A 17514-nucleotide genomic window follows, 5' to 3' on the forward strand; every position below is an offset into this window, starting at 1 on the left:
CATATGCAAACACAAGGAGCTGTTATGATCCGTTCATAGCAGCTCTTTTTTTATACCTATTTTCCAAGGTTCACATCACAACCTTGAATCAGGTATAATGAGGAAGAGACTATTAAGGGAGAACGGTTTTATGAGCTATCAGGCTTTATATCGCGTATGGCGCCCGCGAAATTTTGAAGGAGTCGTCGGACAAACGCATATTACACGGACACTGCAGAATGCGATTGAGCAGAATAAATTTTCGCATGCGTATCTATTCTCTGGACCGAGGGGGACAGGGAAAACGAGTGCTGCCAAAATTTTCGCCAAAGCCGTCAACTGCGAGCGTTCCCCTGTGAAGGAACCGTGTAACGAGTGTGATGCTTGCCTTGGTATTCAGGATGGATCGATTTCAGATGTCATAGAAATTGATGCCGCTTCAAACAATGGTGTCGAGCAAATCAGGGAAATCCGGGACAAGGTGAAATATGCTCCTAGTGCGGTGCCTTACAAAGTGTACATCATCGATGAGGTTCATATGCTTTCCATGGGGGCTTTTAACGCCTTATTAAAAACATTAGAAGAACCTCCGAAGCACGTCATATTCATACTTGCAACAACGGAGCCTCATAAAATTCCATTAACGATTATTTCCAGATGTCAACGATTCGATTTCAAGCGGATTTCGCAAAAAGCGATGGTTGAACGGATGGAAAAAATTACATCGATTGAAGGAATCGCTATCGCAAGAGAAGCGCTGGAGATTGTAGCGCTCACAGCAGAAGGTGGAATGCGTGATGCCTTGAGTCTTCTCGATCAGGCGATTTCCTACAGTGATGATGAAGTGACGATTGAAGACGTTCTTGCAGTGACAGGTTCCGTTTCTCAAAGTAAGTTAACAGCGGTTTTGCAGTCGCTTCACAACCAGGATGCAAGAGCAGCTCTTGAAGCGGTGGATGACTTGATTCAACAAGGAAAAGACCCTGGCCGCTTTGTTTTCGATCTGATTTATTACTTAAGGGATCTGCTATTATTCCAAAGTGCACCAGACCTTGAGCATAATTTAGAAAGAGCGATTCCTGATGAAGCTTTCAAAAGCTTAGCAGGCGAATTGTCTCCGGTTTGGATTCAGCAAGCCATTCGTGAGCTGAATCGCTGCCAACAGGAAATGAAATGGACGACGAGCCCGAAAGTTTTCATAGAAATCGCTATGCTGAATATGGTGGAAGTCCAGGCGGGACCTCCCCAAGGACAACCGGTCCAATCAGAAGCTGTAGATCAGCTGGCAAGAAAGATTGAAGGCCTTGAAAAGGAGCTGGCAAGTCTGAAAGAAAAAGGGGTCAGTGCAGCAACACAGCCACAGACACCGGCGAAAAAGCGGGCCCCTGCAAAATCCGGGAAAAAAGGGTATAATGTTCCTTATGAACGTATTCGTCAAGTGCTGAACGAAGCGTCTAAAGAAGACATCAAGAACGTTCAGGGACGCTGGGCGGACTTTATGGAAGCTTTGAAGCGGACGAACGCTCCGGCTCATGCAACGCTTTTGAACAGTAAGCCGAGAGCTGCCTCTTCGAAGGCGCTTGTGCTTGCCTTCCGGTACGATATCCATTGTTCATTGGCATCGGAACACCAGAAGACAATTGAGCCATTGCTGACGGAATTCATTGGGAAACCGATGACGATCATTCCGATTCCTGAACAGAACTGGCAGGAAATCAGGGAAGAATACGTCCGGAAACAGAAACAATCATCTGACGAAGAGCCTGGAGTAGATGGGGAAGAAAGTGAAACGTCTCCATCCCAAGCGGGTGAAGAGGACCCCTTAGTTTCAGAAGCCCGTAAACTAGTCGGAGATGATTTAATAGAAGTCCAAGATTAACAGCTATTTAAAGGAGGAATGCTCCATGCGTGGTGGAGGAAACATGAATAACATGATGAAACAAATGCAAAAAATGCAGAAGAAAATGATGAAGGCTCAAGAAGAGCTTTATGAAATGACCTTCGAATCTTCTGCTGGTGGCGGTATGGTGAAAGTAACAGCTAACGGTAAGAAAGAGATTACGGACGTTGCAATTGATGAAGAGGTTGTAGACCCTGATGATGTAGAAATGCTTCAGGATTTAATCATTACAGCAACAAACGATGTACTGAAGCAAGTAGACGATAAGACGAACGACACTATGGGAGAATTCACGAAAGGTATGCCTGGTGGAATGTTCTAGGAGGAATTTTCATGTATTACCCGGAACCTATATCAAAACTGATCGACAGTTTTACGAAACTGCCAGGAATCGGACCGAAGACGGCTGTTCGCCTGGCTTTTTTCGTTTTAGAAATGGAAGAGGATGATGTCCTCGATTTTGCCAAATCACTTGTAAATGCGAAAAGGGAACTTACCCATTGTTCCGTTTGTGGGCACATAACAGACCAGGACCCTTGCTCCATCTGTCAGGATGAAACGAGAGACCAAACATTCATTTGTGTCGTTCAGGATCCAAAAGATGTCATTGCAATGGAAAAAATGAAAGAATTCAGTGGGAAGTATCACGTGCTTCACGGAGCGATTTCGCCTATGGATGGCATCGGCCCGGAAGATATCAATGTAGAAAGCCTGATCAACCGGTTGAAAGATGAGGGAATTGAAGAATTGATTCTCGCAACGAACCCGAACATTGAAGGGGAAGCGACAGCGATGTACATTTCCCGTCTCGTGAAGCCTTCTGGTATTCGCATGACGAGGATTGCTCATGGTCTGCCGGTTGGGGGCGACCTTGAATATGCAGACGAAGTGACCCTTTCCAAAGCTCTTGAAGGACGAAGAGAACTTTAGGAGGGGGGAGAAGATTTGTTTGGCAGGAAAAAAACAGTGAAAAAAGAAATGGATCGAGAACTCCTCATTCACATTAAAGAGTTGAAGCGGGAGTGGGAAAATTTAAACACGATCATTGAACAGAGCATCGAACCGAGCGAAGACGGTTTGAATGATTTAGCGGTCGTCAAAGCGAAATATTTCTACTTATTAAGAGAAGCGAGATTCAGAGGAATCAATGCTTTGTCTTAATCGATGTACTACCCTCTTGTCTACGAGCATAGGCTGTTGATAGAACAGTTCTTGGACAAGGGGGGTTTTTTATGGATCCGGTACTCGTCATTCTCTTACTAGGACTAGCCATCCCATTATTACTCATTATAGGCATGCCGACCAAACCGTTGAAGGTGGTGGGTCAGGTCATGACCAGGCTGATTGTAGCTGTCATTCTGTTGTTTTTTGTAAATCTGTTCGGTGCCCAATTTGGGTTACATGTTCCGATCAATGGCTTTACGGCAATCGTATCAGCTATCCTGGGGGTTCCTGGAGTATTATCTTTAACAGCTATTCATTTTTGGATTATTTAAAAGGGGGAAGTTTTATGCTTCGCCTTTTTATTTTGCGGAAAAAGCCCTTTTGATTAGAACTTTCCTTATTATATGATTTACCTTTTTGGAGCTTAAGGAGAACCTCTATGAATGGAACAACTTCTATAGAAGAAACATTCTTTGAAAATATGTATATTTTTTTAATAAATCTATTGCGTCATTCGAAATGCCATGATATATTATTACTTGTCGCGTTAACAGAGCGGCCAGCCGCAAACGGCTTAACAAAATAAATCATAAAAAAGTTGTTGACGAAAACAACTACACATGATATATTAATTAAGTCGCTGTTTTGAAGCGGCGCACAAAACATTTGATCTTTGAAAACTGAACGAACCAACCAGTACGTCAAAACATTTCTTCTTTATAGAAGAGATTTGAAACAAGCACATTCGGTGTGCAAATGAGCAAGTCAAACTTAACTTTTATGGAGAGTTTGATCCTGGCTCAGGACGAACGCTGGCGGCGTGCCTAATACATGCAAGTCGAGCGCGGGAAGCGAGTGGATCCTCATCTGAGGTGAAGCTCGTGGAACGAGCGGCGGACGGGTGAGTAACACGTGGGCAACCTGCCTGTAAGATCGGAATAACCCCGGGAAACCGGGGCTAATGCCGGGTAATACTTTCTTTCGCATGAAGGAAAGTTGAAAGATGGCTTCTTGCTATCACTTACAGATGGGCCCGCGGCGCATTAGCTAGTTGGTGAGGTAACGGCTCACCAAGGCGACGATGCGTAGCCGACCTGAGAGGGTGATCGGCCACACTGGGACTGAGACACGGCCCAGACTCCTACGGGAGGCAGCAGTAGGGAATCTTCCGCAATGGACGAAAGTCTGACGGAGCAACGCCGCGTGAACGATGAAGGTCTTCGGATCGTAAAGTTCTGTTGTTAGGGAAGAACAAGTACCGTGCGAATAGAGCGGTACCTTGACGGTACCTAACGAGGAAGCCCCGGCTAACTACGTGCCAGCAGCCGCGGTAATACGTAGGGGGCAAGCGTTGTCCGGAATTATTGGGCGTAAAGCGCGCGCAGGCGGTTCCTTAAGTCTGATGTGAAAGCCCACGGCTCAACCGTGGAGGGTCATTGGAAACTGGGGAACTTGAGGACAGAAGAGGAGAGTGGAATTCCACGTGTAGCGGTGAAATGCGTAGATATGTGGAGGAACACCAGTGGCGAAGGCGACTCTCTGGTCTGTTTCTGACGCTGAGGTGCGAAAGCGTGGGTAGCAAACAGGATTAGATACCCTGGTAGTCCACGCCGTAAACGATGAGTGCTAGGTGTTAGGGGGCTTCCACCCCTTAGTGCTGAAGTTAACGCATTAAGCACTCCGCCTGGGGAGTACGGCCGCAAGGCTGAAACTCAAAGGAATTGACGGGGGCCCGCACAAGCGGTGGAGCATGTGGTTTAATTCGAAGCAACGCGAAGAACCTTACCAGGTCTTGACATCCTTGGACATCCCTAGAGATAGGGCTTTCCCTTCGGGGACCAAGTGACAGGTGGTGCATGGTTGTCGTCAGCTCGTGTCGTGAGATGTTGGGTTAAGTCCCGCAACGAGCGCAACCCCTAATCTTAGTTGCCAGCATTCAGTTGGGCACTCTAAGGTGACTGCCGGTGACAAACCGGAGGAAGGCGGGGATGACGTCAAATCATCATGCCCCTTATGACCTGGGCTACACACGTGCTACAATGGATGGTACAAAGGGCAGCGAAGCCGCGAGGTGTAGCAAATCCCATAAAACCATTCTCAGTTCGGATTGCAGGCTGCAACTCGCCTGCATGAAGCCGGAATCGCTAGTAATCGCGGATCAGCATGCCGCGGTGAATACGTTCCCGGGCCTTGTACACACCGCCCGTCACACCACGAGAGTTGGCAACACCCGAAGTCGGTGAGGTAACCTTTTTGGAGCCAGCCGCCGAAGGTGGGGCCAATGATTGGGGTGAAGTCGTAACAAGGTAGCCGTATCGGAAGGTGCGGCTGGATCACCTCCTTTCTAAGGATATAACGGAAACGTACTGTGTTGGTTGTTCAGTTTTGAGAGATCAAACGATCTTTCAACTTGTGAACCTTGAAAACTGGATAAGGAATCATTGTCTTCATCTAACGATGAGACAATTGATGACAAGACATCTAATTGAAATTGTAAACGTCTTTTCACGAAGATAGTTAAGTGAATAAGGGCGCACGGTGGATGCCTTGGTACTAGGAGCCGATGAAGGACGGGACTAACACCGATATGCTCCGGCGAGCCGTAAGTAGGCTTTGACCCGGAGATTTCCGAATGGGGAAACCCACTGTTCGTAATGGAACAGTATCCTATACTGAATACATAGGTATAGGCAGGCACACCCGGGGAACTGAAACATCTAAGTACCCGGAGGAAGAGAAAGCAAATGCGATTTCCCAAGTAGCGGCGAGCGAAACGGAATCAGCCCAAACCAGAAAGCTTGCTTTCTGGGGTTGTAGGACACTCCATTGGAGTTATCAAAGAGGAAGATAGGCGAATCGATCTGGAAAGGTCAGCCAGAGCAGGTAACAGCCCTGTAGTCGAAATCTTTCTCTCTCCGGAGTGGATCCTGAGTACGGCGGAACACGAGGAATTCCGTCGGAATCCGGGAGGACCATCTCCCAAGGCTAAATACTCCCTAGTGACCGATAGTGAACCAGTACCGTGAGGGAAAGGTGAAAAGCACCCCGGAAGGGGAGTGAAAGAGAACCTGAAACCGTGTGCCTACAAGTAGTCGGAGCCCGTTAATGGGTGACGGCGTGCCTTTTGTAGAATGAACCGGCGAGTTACGACCGTATGCGAGGTTAAGCAGCAGAAGCGGAGCCGCAGCGAAAGCGAGTCTGAATAGGGCGAGTGAGTATGCGGTCGTAGACCCGAAACCGTGTGATCTACCCATGTCCAGGGTGAAGGTCAGGTAACACTGACTGGAGGCCCGAACCCACGTAAGTTGAAAATTACGGGGATGAGGTGTGGGTAGGGGTGAAATGCCAATCGAACACGGAGATAGCTGGTTCTCTCCGAAATAGCTTTAGGGCTAGCCTCAGAATAGAAAGTCATGGAGGTAGAGCACTGATTGGACGAGGGGCCCCTATCGGGTTACCGAATTCAGTCAAACTCCGAATGCCATAGACTTTGTTCTGGGAGTCAGACCGTGGGTGATAAGGTTCATGGTCGAGAGGGAAACAGCCCAGACCGCCAGCTAAGGTCCCAAAGTGTGTGTTAAGTGGAAAAGGATGTGGAGTTGCTTAGACAACCAGGATGTTGGCTTAGAAGCAGCCATCATTCAAAGAGTGCGTAATAGCTCACTGGTCGAGTGACTCTGCGCCGAAAATGTACCGGGGCTAAACACACCACCGAAGCTGCGGATTGATCTTATGATCAGTGGTAGGAGAGCGTTCTAAGGGCCGTGAAGTCAGACCGTAAGGACTGGTGGAGCGCTTAGAAGTGAGAATGCCGGTATGAGTAGCGAAAAAAGAGTGAGAATCTCTTTCACCGAATGCCTAAGGTTTCCTGAGGAAGGCTCGTCCTCTCAGGGTTAGTCGGGACCTAAGCCGAGGCCGAAAGGCGTAGGCGATGGACAACAGGTTGATATTCCTGTACCACCTCCTTTCCGTTTGAACGACGGGGGGACGCAGGAGGATAAGGAGAGCGCGCCACTGGATGTGCGCGTCCAAGCAGTGAGACGGTCGGATAGGCAAATCCGTCCGGCAACGTCAAGCTGTGATGGGGAGGGAAATAGAGTACCGAAGCTCCTGAGTTCACACTGCCAAGAAAATCCTCTAGTGAGGAAAGAGGTGCCCGTACCGCAAACCGACACAGGTAGGCGAGGAGAGGATCCTAAGGTGAGCGGGAGAACTCTCGTTAAGGAACTCGGCAAAATGACCCCGTAACTTCGGGAGAAGGGGTGCTCCTCTGCCGAGGAGCCGCAGTGAAAAGGCCCAAGCGACTGTTTACCAAAAACACAGGTCTCTGCGAAGCCGTAAGGCGAAGTATAGGGGCTGACACCTGCCCGGTGCTGGAAGGTTAAGGGGATGCGTTAGCTTATGCGAAGCGTTGAACCGAAGCCCCAGTAAACGGCGGCCGTAACTATAACGGTCCTAAGGTAGCGAAATTCCTTGTCGGGTAAGTTCCGACCCGCACGAAAGGTGCAACGACTTGGGCACTGTCTCAACGAGAGACCCGGTGAAATTATACTATGTGTGAAGATGCACATTACCCGCGACAGGACGGAAAGACCCCGTGGAGCTTTACTGTAGCCTGATATTGAATGTTGGTACAGCTTGTACAGGATAGGTAGGAGCCTTAGAAGCCGGAGCGCTAGCTTCGGTGGAGGCGCTGGTGGGATACTACCCTGGCTGTACGGACATTCTAACCCAGGACCGTGATCCGGTCCGGAGACAGTGTCAGGTGGGCAGTTTGACTGGGGCGGTCGCCTCCCAAAAGGTAACGGAGGCGCCCAAAGGTTCCCTCAGAATGGTTGGAAATCATTCGCAGAGTGTAAAGGCACAAGGGAGCTTGACTGCGAGACCTACAAGTCGAGCAGGGACGAAAGTCGGGCTTAGTGATCCGGCGGTTCCGCATGGAAGGGCCGTCGCTCAACGGATAAAAGCTACCCCGGGGATAACAGGCTTATCTCCCCCAAGAGTCCACATCGACGGGGAGGTTTGGCACCTCGATGTCGGCTCATCGCATCCTGGGGCTGTAGTCGGTCCCAAGGGTTGGGCTGTTCGCCCATTAAAGCGGTACGCGAGCTGGGTTCAGAACGTCGTGAGACAGTTCGGTCCCTATCCGTCGTGGGCGTTGGAAATTTGAAAGGAGCTGTCCTTAGTACGAGAGGACCGGGATGGACACACCGCTGGTGTACCAGTTGTTCCGCCAGGAGCATCGCTGGGTAGCTACGTGTGGTCGGGATAAGTGCTGAAAGCATCTAAGCATGAAGCCCCCCTTGAGATGAGATTTCCCTTTGCTTTAAGCAAATAAGATCCCTCAGAGACGATGAGGTTGATAGGTCCGAGGTGGAAGCGTGGTGACACGTGGAGCTGACGGATACTAATGGATCGATGACTTATCTATCTGATGAAAATCATTCGTGAAAAGATCGTCCTTTTTCAAACAAGATGTTTCCTTATCCAGTTTTGAGGGTTCACCTCAAACTTTATATTGATGTGGTGGTGAAGGCGAAGAGGTCACACCTGTTCCCATGCCGAACACAGCAGTTAAGCTCTTCAGCGCCGATGGTAGTCGGGTTTACCCCCGTGAGAGTAGGACGCCGCCACGTCATTTAGAAAACCTTCAGGATTGATTCCTGAAGGTTTTTTTTGTACTTTAATATTAAAACTCATCCATTCTCTTCTGTTCCATGAAAATCTACTTTCTTTAAATTTAATGTATAAGGTTGATAGATTCGGAGATACTAAGTGTAAAGACGTAGTGATTAAAGGGAGGGGGAGAACGAGTGAGTCGTAAAGATCATTGCAGTATATGTGAAAAAGAAACAGAAAAGGGAATTTATCTATTAAGGGTTTTTATTTGTGAAGATTGTGAGGAAGAAATGATCGACACACCTGCCGATGACCCAAAGTATGATTACTTTGTGAAGCGTATGGCCAAAGCCCATCGGTCTATGATTCCGTCTTAATATAAATGAGCGTAGCAGCTATGAAGAAGAATACACATCCATCCTTGTATGTAGGATGGATTTTTTTATTGGCGCGGGAACCCGTATACGGATATCCAACGTCAGACACTAGCGCCAAAAGCTATGCGTCTTGCGGAAGGGCACCTATATCCAGCCGTTATATATACATTTCGTATCTACCAGGGGCTCTGAGCCTTTGTTCTATGCCGAAGGGTGTATTGCTTGTCTGAGGCTATTTATGTAAGCTTGAACATGGAAGAAGGTGATTCATATGGTTTCTACATATATACCGCTGTACGAAGCGCTTAAACGGAATATAGAACAAAAACCTTTATCTTTCCATGTGCCTGGCCATAAGTATGGAAAAGTGTTTGAGAAGCAGGCCTATGAAAAGTTTCAATCAATCCTGCAGTTGGATGCTACTGAAGTAGAAGGACTAGATGATCTGCATGCTCCAGAAGGTGTGATCCAAGAAGCTCAGCAGTTAGCGAGTGAATTTTTTCATAGTGATCATACCTTTTTCTTGATAAATGGTACGACGGTCGGCAATATGGCAATGATCTTATCTGTTTGTCATCCTGGGGATGAAATTATTGTACAGAGAAATTGTCATAAGTCCGTACTGAATGCTCTCGAACTTTCGGGTGCATCTCCTGTATTTATCTCTCCAAGGTATGAAAGGGAAACAGGGCGACATAGTCACGTTTCTGCAGAGGACGTCGAGCAAGCTTTGAAGGACCACGCTGACAGTAAAGCCGTATTTTTGACTTACCCGGATTACTTCGGAAGGACGTATGATTTGAAAAAAATCGCAGAAGTCGTTCATCGCTACCGTGTACCCTTACTGATTGATGAGGCCCATGGGGTTCACTTTCAACTCGGACCCCCCTTCCCGCAGGCTGCCTTAACTGCAGGCGCAGATGGTGTGGCCCAGTCTGCGCACAAAATGGCTCCTGCGATGACCATGGCTTCGTTCCTTCACGTACAAGGAAACAGAATTGACCTGAACCGGGTCCGTCATTATTTGCAAATGCTGCAGTCGAGCAGTCCTTCCTATCCACTGATGGCGAGTTTAGATGTGGCAAGGGCTTATTTAGCTTCATGGAATGCCTCTGATAAGGAGGATCTATTTTCTTTCTTAGAACAAGTGAAGTCCTTGTTCAGGTCGTATAATTATTGGGATGTGAAAGCTACGGATGATCCGTTGAAGCTTACGTTGGAGGTTCTAAGCGGTACAGGGTTTGAATGGGCGGATGCCCTGGATGCCGTGGGAATCGTACCGGAACTTGCAACAACGAATCAAGTTTTACTCGTGTTCGGGCTCGCTCCGAGTGTGGATCTGCTGCTATTGGAAGAACGGCTCAAGACCTTGGATTCCCAATTAAAAAAGCAAACAAACCGTGCTACAATAATAGAGAATCAAATCCAATTTCCAGCGGTTCAAAAGCTGGAATACAGCTATTCGCTCATGCAAAGAATGGATGTGGTGAGAGTGGGTTGGCAGGAAGCTGCAGGGTATGTCGCAGCAGAAGCGATTATCCCCTATCCACCCGGCATTCCTTTAGTCATGAAGGGGGAGCGGTTGGATGAGCAACACATAGCTCAGGTGCATGCCTTGCTGAGTCAGGGTGCACGCTTTCAAAATACAGGTATGGAACAAGGCGTTCTTGTTTTTAAAGGAGAATAGATGTGAAAGGATTGTTTGTAACATTCGAAGGTGGCGATGGGGCTGGTAAATCTTCCATCTTGCGTGAGATTGGAAAAGAATTGAGAGAGCAAGGGTATTCCGTGCTGGAAACGAGAGAGCCTGGCGGGATCCGCATCGCAGAAAAGATAAGAGAAGTGATCCTTGATCCTTCTCACACAGAAATGGATGGTCGTACAGAAGCTCTGCTTTATGCAGCTGCGCGCAGGCAGCATCTCGTGGAAAAAGTCATACCAGCATTAAACGAAGGGAGAATTGTGCTTTGTGACCGGTTTGTGGATTCCAGTCTTGCCTATCAGGGAGTGGCCCGAGACCTGGGTATGGATGAAGTTTTTAAAATTAACGAATTCGCAATCGATGATCATATGCCGGACTTGACTTTGTTGTTTGATATTAAGCCTGAACGAGGGTTGGAGAGGATTGCTGCAAACCAGGGAAGAGAGAAAAACCGTCTTGACCTTGAACATATCGATTTTCACGAAAAAGTTTATGATGCCTACCAACGACTCGCTGCGCAAAGTAAGGACCGCATCAAGGTGATTGATGCTGATCAGCAGTTCGAGTCGGTCAAAAAAGATGCGTACCACGTTTTATGTGGTCACTTGCCATCATAATTTCCAGCCATTTGTTATAATAGGAGAAAACACCCAACAGGAGGGTATGATTGCATGAAGATGATCATTGCGGTCGTTCAGGACAAGGATAGCAATCGTTTGACGGATGCCTTAGCGGAGAATGATTTTAAAACGACCAAACTATCAACGACAGGTGGATTTTTACGAGAAGGAAATACAACGTTCATGATCGGTTGTAATGATGATGAAGTGGATGATGCTTTAGATATTATTAAAGATAATTGCAGCCAGCGTGAACAGATGGTTGCACCGATTTCACCAATGGGGGGGAATGCGGACTCTTACATTCCAAAACCAGTAAAGGTCGAGGTAGGAGGAGCCACTGTATTTATTTTGCCGGTCGATTCCTTTTTTCAGTTTTAACTTAGAAGGGGTACAAGAATGAAGATCAATCAAGAGATACGGACACAGATGGATGCGGCAAAAAAACATTCCTCTCATCAGACGAACGGGAAGCCTAGTTTTGATGCGATGGTGCAGTCCCAATCACGGCAGCTTCAAGAAGCCCAATTAAACCGGCTGATGAATAGTATAACGGCACAGGGGGAACGGGTGGCAAGGGCTCGGTCCTTTCGTGATTTGGCTAAATATAAGCGTCTCATCAAAGAATTCATGAAAGAATCCGTTCAATATGGGATGAATCTGAAGCATTCTCACAGTTGGAATGCACATGGGCAGACCCGTAAGTTGACGATTGTAGAATCAGTCGATGAGAAGCTTTCTGAACTGACAGAGGCAGTCATGGATCAAGAAAAGCGTACGGTTGATCTGCTTGGGCTGATCGGTGAAATCAAAGGTTTGCTCATTAATTTATATACGTAAGGACGGAAGTAGTATGCAGACTTGGACACAAATGAAAGACATCCAGCCTCTAGCTGCCCAAATGCTTATGAACAGTTTCAAAAAGGATCGGATTTCACATGCTTACTTATTTCAGGGGAATCGCGGAACCGGTAAACGGGAGATGAGCATCCTTTTTGCGAAAAGCATTTTTTGCAAAAACAGAGAAGGGGCGGAACCTTGCCAGAGTTGTCGGGACTGCCACCGAATCGATTCAGGGAACCATCCTGACTTACATTGGATAGAGCCTGAGGGGCAATCCATTAAAAAAGAACAAATTCTTCACTTGCAAAAAGAATTTACGTACACAGGTCTGGAGTCAAATCGGAAAGTCTATATCATCGTCGATGCAGAAAAAATGACGGTCAACGCTTCGAACCGGTTATTGAAATTTTTAGAGGAACCGAACCAGCAGACGACAGCGATGCTACTCACAGAGAGCGGTCCGACCATTCTCGATACCATCAGGTCCCGCTGTCAATTGCTCGCCTTTCAGCCTCTGAATCCCTTGCGTGTTCGGGAGAAACTGGTCGAAGAAGGCGTCTCTGAATCGAATGCGAGACTTTTGTCATCGTTAACGAATAACTTGACAGAAGCCCTCGAGATGAATGAAGATGAGTGGTTTGCGAATGTGCGAAAACTAGTGATACAATTAATTGAAGTGCTTCAAAATAAACCAAATGAAGGACTTTTGTTTATCAACCATCAGTGGATGCCTCATTTCAAAGAGCGAACGCAGCTGCAACGTGGTCTGGATGTATTGATGCTCTGGTTCCAGGATGTGATCAACCAACTTTTGGACCGGGAAGAATCGATCATTTTTACGACAGAGAGAGAAAATTTGAACCAGGCAGCGATGCGTTGGTCACGTCAGTCAGCAGCGCGGAGCTTAACGGATATTCTTGAGGCGAAACGAAAGATAAATCAAAATGTCCATCCTAATTTAGTGATGGAACAACTTACCCTTCAACTACAGAGGTGATGATCGAATGATCGAAGTTGTAGGTGTCCGATTTAAGCAGGCGGGTAAGGTATATTATTTCGATCCGGGGGGACTGCGGATGACGACGGATGATTATGTCATCGTCGAAACCGTACGCGGGATCGAATTCGGAAAAGTTGTCATTGCTAATAAATCCATAGATGAAGAAGACGTTGTTTTACCTCTTAAAAAAGTCATCCGTATGGCAGATGATAAAGATAAAGTGACGGTGGATGAAAACAAAGACAACGCCGCAGAAGCTTACCGGGTTTGCGAAAAGAAAATCCGTGAACATAAATTGGACATGAATCTTGTGGATGTCGAATACACGTTTGATCGTAACAAAGTCATTTTTTACTTCACGGCTGATGGCCGTGTGGACTTCCGTACATTAGTCAAAGATCTTGCGTCAGTCTTCAAGACGAGGATCGAACTGCGCCAAATCGGTGTCAGGGATGAAGCGAAAATGCTCGGGGGGATCGGTCCATGTGGACGGATGCTTTGTTGCTCAACGTTTTTAGGTGATTTCGAACCTGTTTCTATAAAAATGGCCAAGGACCAGAATTTATCCTTGAATCCAGCGAAAATTTCTGGGCTTTGCGGCCGCTTGATGTGTTGTCTCAAGTACGAAAATGATGATTACGAAAATGCGAAGAAAGAGCTTCCTGACCTCGGTGAAAGCATTGCGACTTCCTTCGGTAAAGGAAAAGTCGTCGGGCTTAATATGCTGGAGCGTATGGTGCAGATTGAATTCCGCGACAAAGAGCGCGTCCTTGAATACTCTCTGCAAGAGCTGATCGATGAAGGAGTTCTTCAAACCGAAGCCTCAGAATAAAGGGTGGAGTCGAGCGTGAAGAAGAAAGCCATATTTGAACAAGTATCCCATTTTGAAAGTCAAATCGGTGAGCTCTATGAACAGCTCGGCGATTTAAAAAAACAGCTGGCCTATCTCTTAGAAGAAAACCAGCATTTATCGCTTGAAAATCATCACTTGCGACAACGGTTAGAGAAAGAGAATGAAAAAGAACAATCCTCCTCAGGATCCAAACAGGACAAGGGTGCGGTCGTCGGGGAAGGCTATGATAACCTCGCGAGGCTATACGAAGAAGGCTTTCATATTTGTAATCTTCATTTTGGCAGCCCGAGAGACGAAGATTGTCTGTTTTGCTTATCTTTCTTGAACAAAAAGAAATAATTCCAGGTCCAAGCCTTTCCTTGCTCGTTCGAGGAAGGGCTCTCTTTATATCATGGCTGAGTTCGGTTGATTTTTTCATAAGAGCATTATTAAATAATCTGGCAGGATTGTGGAAGACTCAGTTTCGAGACTTTTGTTGAGTGGATGGGGGCTGCGGGGAATTGCTCGCTTTCCGCGGGAGCGCGGTGAGCCTCCTCGGACTTCGTCCTGCGGGGTCTCACCATGCACTTTTTTCCCGCAGGAGTCTCTCCCTTCCCCTCCGCCCCTTTGCCATGTAATTGTCTCGAAACGATTTCTGGAAACGCTGCAAGCAAATATAATACTCTACCTAGTAGTCATTTCAAGTTCGAAAGCCTGAAATAGAGCCCCTTATGCCTGCTTCTGAGGAGGGTGTGGAAGACGCACCATCTTGGTATAGGGGTTCGTTTCTCTTCCACATGGAATGGGGTTGTTGGGAAGCTGCGAGACTCCCGTGGGAGAAGGAGATAGACGAGATCCCGCAGGACGAAGTCCGAGGAAGCTCGGCGCTCCCCCACAGGAAAGCGAGTGGCTTCCCAACCACCCCTGACCCCAAATACGGCAAACGAACCCCGGTTATCACCAAATTGAGTCTTCCAGAATAGGGAGCTAATAGTGATAGAAAATAAAGCGAGAAATAGAAAGGAAAGCGGAAATGGTTCAATTATATGGAGATGAAAGAATTGACTTTTTATTAGCAAAAGAAAATATGCGGATTATACAAAGCCCGAGCGTATTCGCTTTTTCGTTGGATGCGGTGTTACTCGCTGACTTTACTTACGTACCAAAAACGCGCGGGAAAATCCTTGATTTATGTACAGGGAATGGGGTCGTTCCTCTTTTTCTTTCCACCCGCTCAAATGTTCCAATTACCGGGGTGGAAATTCAGGAGCGGCTCTATGACATGGCCCTCCGTAATATAGACCTGAATGACCTCGGAGATCAACTTGATATGATTCATGGGGATTTAAAGGACATGCCCGGCCATTACGGCAATGACAAATTCGATCTTGTCACATGCAATCCTCCTTATTTTCCTACTCCAAAAGCAGATGAACAGAACTTGAATGAGCATTTGGCGATTGCCAGGCATGAAATCCATTGCAGTTTAGAAGACGTTGTAGAGGCTTGCAGCAGGCTTGCCAAGTCCGGGGGAAAAGTATCTATGGTTCATCGCCCTGAGCGCATGGTAGAAATTATTCAACTATTCAAGAAGTACAAGTTGGAACCGAAACGGATGCGGCTCGTATATCCGAAAGAAGGAAAAGAGGCGAACATTCTGCTGGTTGAAGGAGTCCGGGACGGAAAGCCAGGACTGAAATTTTTACCTCCATTGTACGCCCTTACGAATGATGACGAATATACCCAGGAACTAAGGGAAATTCTTTATGGAGAATAGTCATTTCGTCTATATGCTCAAATGTAAAGATGGGACCCTTTATACCGGTTACACCAACAATTTGGAAGCTAGACTAGATAAGCATCAGAGAGGCAAAGGAGCCAAGTACACGAGAGGAAGGGGCCCACTAGTATTAGAAGCGTATGAGGTGTATGAAACGAAGTCAGAAGCCTTACAACAAGAATATCGGCTGAAACGGATGACAAGGAAAGAGAAAGAATACTGGATTGAACAAAGAAAGGAAGGGGTGAGCGTGGATGAATGTACAAAAAAGTTTCATGGATCATGAACAAGGGACGCTTTATATTGTACCCACTCCCATTGGGAACCTGGAAGATATGACCTTCCGTGCCGTCCACACTTTAAAAGAAGTGGATATGATTGGCGCTGAGGATACGAGAAATTCTAGAAAATTGCTCAATCACTTTGAGATCTCTACAACACTTGTTAGTTACCACGAACATAACAAACATACGAAAGGGCCGGAGTTGATGGAGAGACTTCGCGATGGGCAAAATATCGCCATCGTCAGTGATGCCGGCATGCCGGGAATATCAGATCCTGGAACAGACCTCGTCCAAAGAGCAGTGGAAGCAGATGTGCCAGTCGTTGTTCTACCTGGAGCGAATGCCGCCTTGCCTGCCCTCGCCGGATCAGGGCTTTCCACAGAAGGGTTTTATTTTCATGGATTTCTTCCTAGGAAAAAGAAAGATCGCGCTGCCGTTTTAGAGCAGCTTCAATCCATTCAAGCTACTCTGATCTTTTATGAATCCCCCCACCGATTAAAAGAGATGTTGAGCCATGTCCATGAAGTGCTTGGGGATAGAAAGGCCTCGTTAGTCCGGGAACTGACGAAACGGTATGAAGAATATGTCCGTGGGGATTTGGGAGAATTAGTCGATTGGTCTCATTCTGAACAAGTTCGTGGGGAATTTTGTGTAGTGATTGAAGGGGCCGACGATGTAGAATCTGCGGATGGCCAGTGGTGGGCCAGCTTATCGGTCGTCGATCACGTCGAGCACTATATCGAAAACGATGGAATGAGGAATAAAGAAGCGATCAAGCAGACGGCTTTAGACCGGAAGCTCCCGAAACGGGATGTCTATCAGGCTTATCATGTAGAAGAAAAATAAAAAAAGCATCAAAAAACCCCTTACTGTCAGGCCTGTGAACAGTAAGGGGTTGCTTTAACATATGTCTTTTTTCTCTCTTTTACCAGTCAATCGTCTCTTTTCTATTTATCTCTAAATCTAATTTATTTTAGGTTGTCTTGTAGTTCTGAAAGGAGCATTTGCGCGCCTTCCTTACTTAGGACTAGGTTGCCGTTTGCCAGTTTCATATTTTCATCTGAAACTTCCCCTGTGACATGGCAAGTCATGTTGGGCTTATATTTTTTTAGAACGATGCGGTCATCGTCCACATAAATCTCCAACGCGTCCTTTTCGTTAATTCCTAGTGTGCGGCGAAGTTCGATCGGAATAACCACGCGACCGAGCTCGTCGACTTTACGTACAATACCTGTAGATTTCATATTTCTGTCTCCCCTCAATCAAAAGTTTAGCTGTCATGTTTCGACATATGTCTCGACAATATAGTACCAACCATTCCCAGACGTGTCAATTACTTAAAAAGGGATAAGAATTTCCAACTCCACATACTGGTGCAGGTATTGAAAATGGGTGAGTGTAGCGTTTCATCCAG

The 17514-nt window shown here is 46.8% G+C and carries 17 protein-coding genes and 3 rRNA genes; 19 read left to right on the forward strand and 1 reads right to left on the reverse strand.

Annotated elements, in window-relative coordinates; translation table 11 throughout:
• Positions 1-130: 130 nt before the first annotated feature.
• From dnaX to rsmI, 19 genes are all read left to right on the forward strand, one after another.
• Complete coding sequence (gene dnaX / locus ACJA3J_RS00185; RefSeq protein WP_089650772.1) at positions 131-1858, forward strand: DNA polymerase III subunit gamma/tau; 1728 nt, start codon at positions 131-133, stop codon at positions 1856-1858.
• A 25-nt stretch (positions 1859-1883) separates the two neighbouring features.
• Positions 1884-2201 carry a YbaB/EbfC family nucleoid-associated protein gene (locus tag ACJA3J_RS00190; RefSeq protein ID WP_089650773.1) on the forward strand — a complete coding sequence of 106 codons (318 nt, stop codon included), beginning with the start codon at positions 1884-1886 and terminating at the stop codon, positions 2199-2201.
• Between the two features lie 11 nt (positions 2202-2212).
• Positions 2213-2809 carry a recombination mediator RecR gene (gene recR / locus ACJA3J_RS00195; RefSeq protein WP_406945247.1) on the forward strand — a complete coding sequence of 199 codons (597 nt, stop codon included), beginning with the start codon at positions 2213-2215 and terminating at the stop codon, positions 2807-2809.
• 15 nt (positions 2810-2824) lie between these two features.
• Positions 2825-3040: a YaaL family protein gene (locus ACJA3J_RS00200; RefSeq protein WP_089650775.1), complete on the forward strand. Its 216-nt coding sequence runs from the start codon at positions 2825-2827 to the stop codon at positions 3038-3040.
• 71 nt (positions 3041-3111) lie between these two features.
• A complete protein-coding gene (locus ACJA3J_RS00205; RefSeq protein ID WP_089650776.1) occupies positions 3112-3375 on the forward strand; it encodes a pro-sigmaK processing inhibitor BofA family protein in 264 nt (87 codons plus the stop codon).
• A gap of 445 nt (positions 3376-3820) precedes the next feature.
• Positions 3821-5387, forward strand: a 16S ribosomal RNA gene (locus ACJA3J_RS00210).
• 171 nt (positions 5388-5558) lie between these two features.
• Positions 5559-8474 (forward strand): 23S ribosomal RNA (locus tag ACJA3J_RS00215).
• Positions 8475-8565: 91 nt separating this feature from the next.
• A 5S ribosomal RNA gene (gene rrf, locus ACJA3J_RS00220) occupies positions 8566-8679 on the forward strand.
• Together the 16S, 23S and 5S rRNA genes form the textbook arrangement of a ribosomal RNA operon.
• 177 nt (positions 8680-8856) lie before the next feature.
• Positions 8857-9039, forward strand: a complete 183-nt coding sequence (locus ACJA3J_RS00225) for a sigma factor G inhibitor Gin (protein WP_089654619.1) — start codon at positions 8857-8859, stop codon at positions 9037-9039.
• A gap of 271 nt (positions 9040-9310) precedes the next feature.
• Positions 9311-10726 (forward strand): aminotransferase class I/II-fold pyridoxal phosphate-dependent enzyme, encoded by a 1416-nt coding sequence (locus ACJA3J_RS00230; protein WP_406945248.1) that lies wholly within the window; start codon positions 9311-9313, stop codon positions 10724-10726.
• Between the two features lie 2 nt (positions 10727-10728).
• Positions 10729-11358, forward strand: a complete 630-nt coding sequence (tmk, locus tag ACJA3J_RS00235) for a dTMP kinase (protein WP_406945249.1) — start codon at positions 10729-10731, stop codon at positions 11356-11358.
• A gap of 54 nt (positions 11359-11412) precedes the next feature.
• On the forward strand, positions 11413-11742 hold the full coding sequence (locus ACJA3J_RS00240; RefSeq protein ID WP_089654616.1) for a cyclic-di-AMP receptor: 330 nt from the start codon (positions 11413-11415) through the stop codon (positions 11740-11742).
• A gap of 18 nt (positions 11743-11760) precedes the next feature.
• Positions 11761-12201, forward strand: coding sequence for a YaaR family protein (locus tag ACJA3J_RS00245; protein ID WP_089654615.1), 441 nt, complete (start codon positions 11761-11763; stop codon positions 12199-12201).
• Positions 12202-12214: 13 nt separating this feature from the next.
• Entirely contained in the window at positions 12215-13201 is a 987-nt protein-coding gene (gene holB / locus ACJA3J_RS00250; RefSeq protein WP_406945250.1) for a DNA polymerase III subunit delta', read from the forward strand.
• Positions 13202-13208: 7 nt separating this feature from the next.
• The gene (locus ACJA3J_RS00255; protein ID WP_089654613.1) at positions 13209-14036 is read left to right on the forward strand and encodes a stage 0 sporulation family protein; all 828 of its coding nucleotides are present in this window, start codon (positions 13209-13211) and stop codon (positions 14034-14036) included.
• Between the two features lie 15 nt (positions 14037-14051).
• Positions 14052-14396: a DNA replication initiation control protein YabA gene (gene yabA, locus ACJA3J_RS00260; protein ID WP_115824783.1), complete on the forward strand. Its 345-nt coding sequence runs from the start codon at positions 14052-14054 to the stop codon at positions 14394-14396.
• 673 nt (positions 14397-15069) lie between these two features.
• On the forward strand, positions 15070-15813 hold the full coding sequence (locus ACJA3J_RS00265; protein ID WP_115895241.1) for a tRNA1(Val) (adenine(37)-N6)-methyltransferase: 744 nt from the start codon (positions 15070-15072) through the stop codon (positions 15811-15813).
• Positions 15803-16102 (forward strand): GIY-YIG nuclease family protein, encoded by a 300-nt coding sequence (locus ACJA3J_RS00270; RefSeq protein ID WP_115824781.1) that lies wholly within the window; start codon positions 15803-15805, stop codon positions 16100-16102. The genes ACJA3J_RS00265 and ACJA3J_RS00270 overlap by 11 nt, the downstream gene beginning before the upstream one ends.
• Entirely contained in the window at positions 16071-16946 is an 876-nt protein-coding gene (rsmI, locus tag ACJA3J_RS00275; protein ID WP_406945251.1) for a 16S rRNA (cytidine(1402)-2'-O)-methyltransferase, read from the forward strand. The genes ACJA3J_RS00270 and rsmI overlap by 32 nt, the downstream gene beginning before the upstream one ends.
• 122 nt (positions 16947-17068) lie before the next feature.
• On the opposite strand, the gene ACJA3J_RS00280 is transcribed toward rsmI, so the two are convergent.
• Positions 17069-17344: an AbrB/MazE/SpoVT family DNA-binding domain-containing protein gene (locus tag ACJA3J_RS00280; protein ID WP_075038313.1), complete on the reverse strand. Its 276-nt coding sequence runs from the start codon at positions 17342-17344 to the stop codon at positions 17069-17071.
• Positions 17345-17514 lie beyond the last annotated feature (170 nt).

This window comes from Halobacillus sp. SY10 (genome assembly GCF_045401165.1).
Classification (GTDB): Bacteria; Bacillota; Bacilli; order Bacillales; family Halobacillaceae; genus Halobacillus; species Halobacillus aidingensis.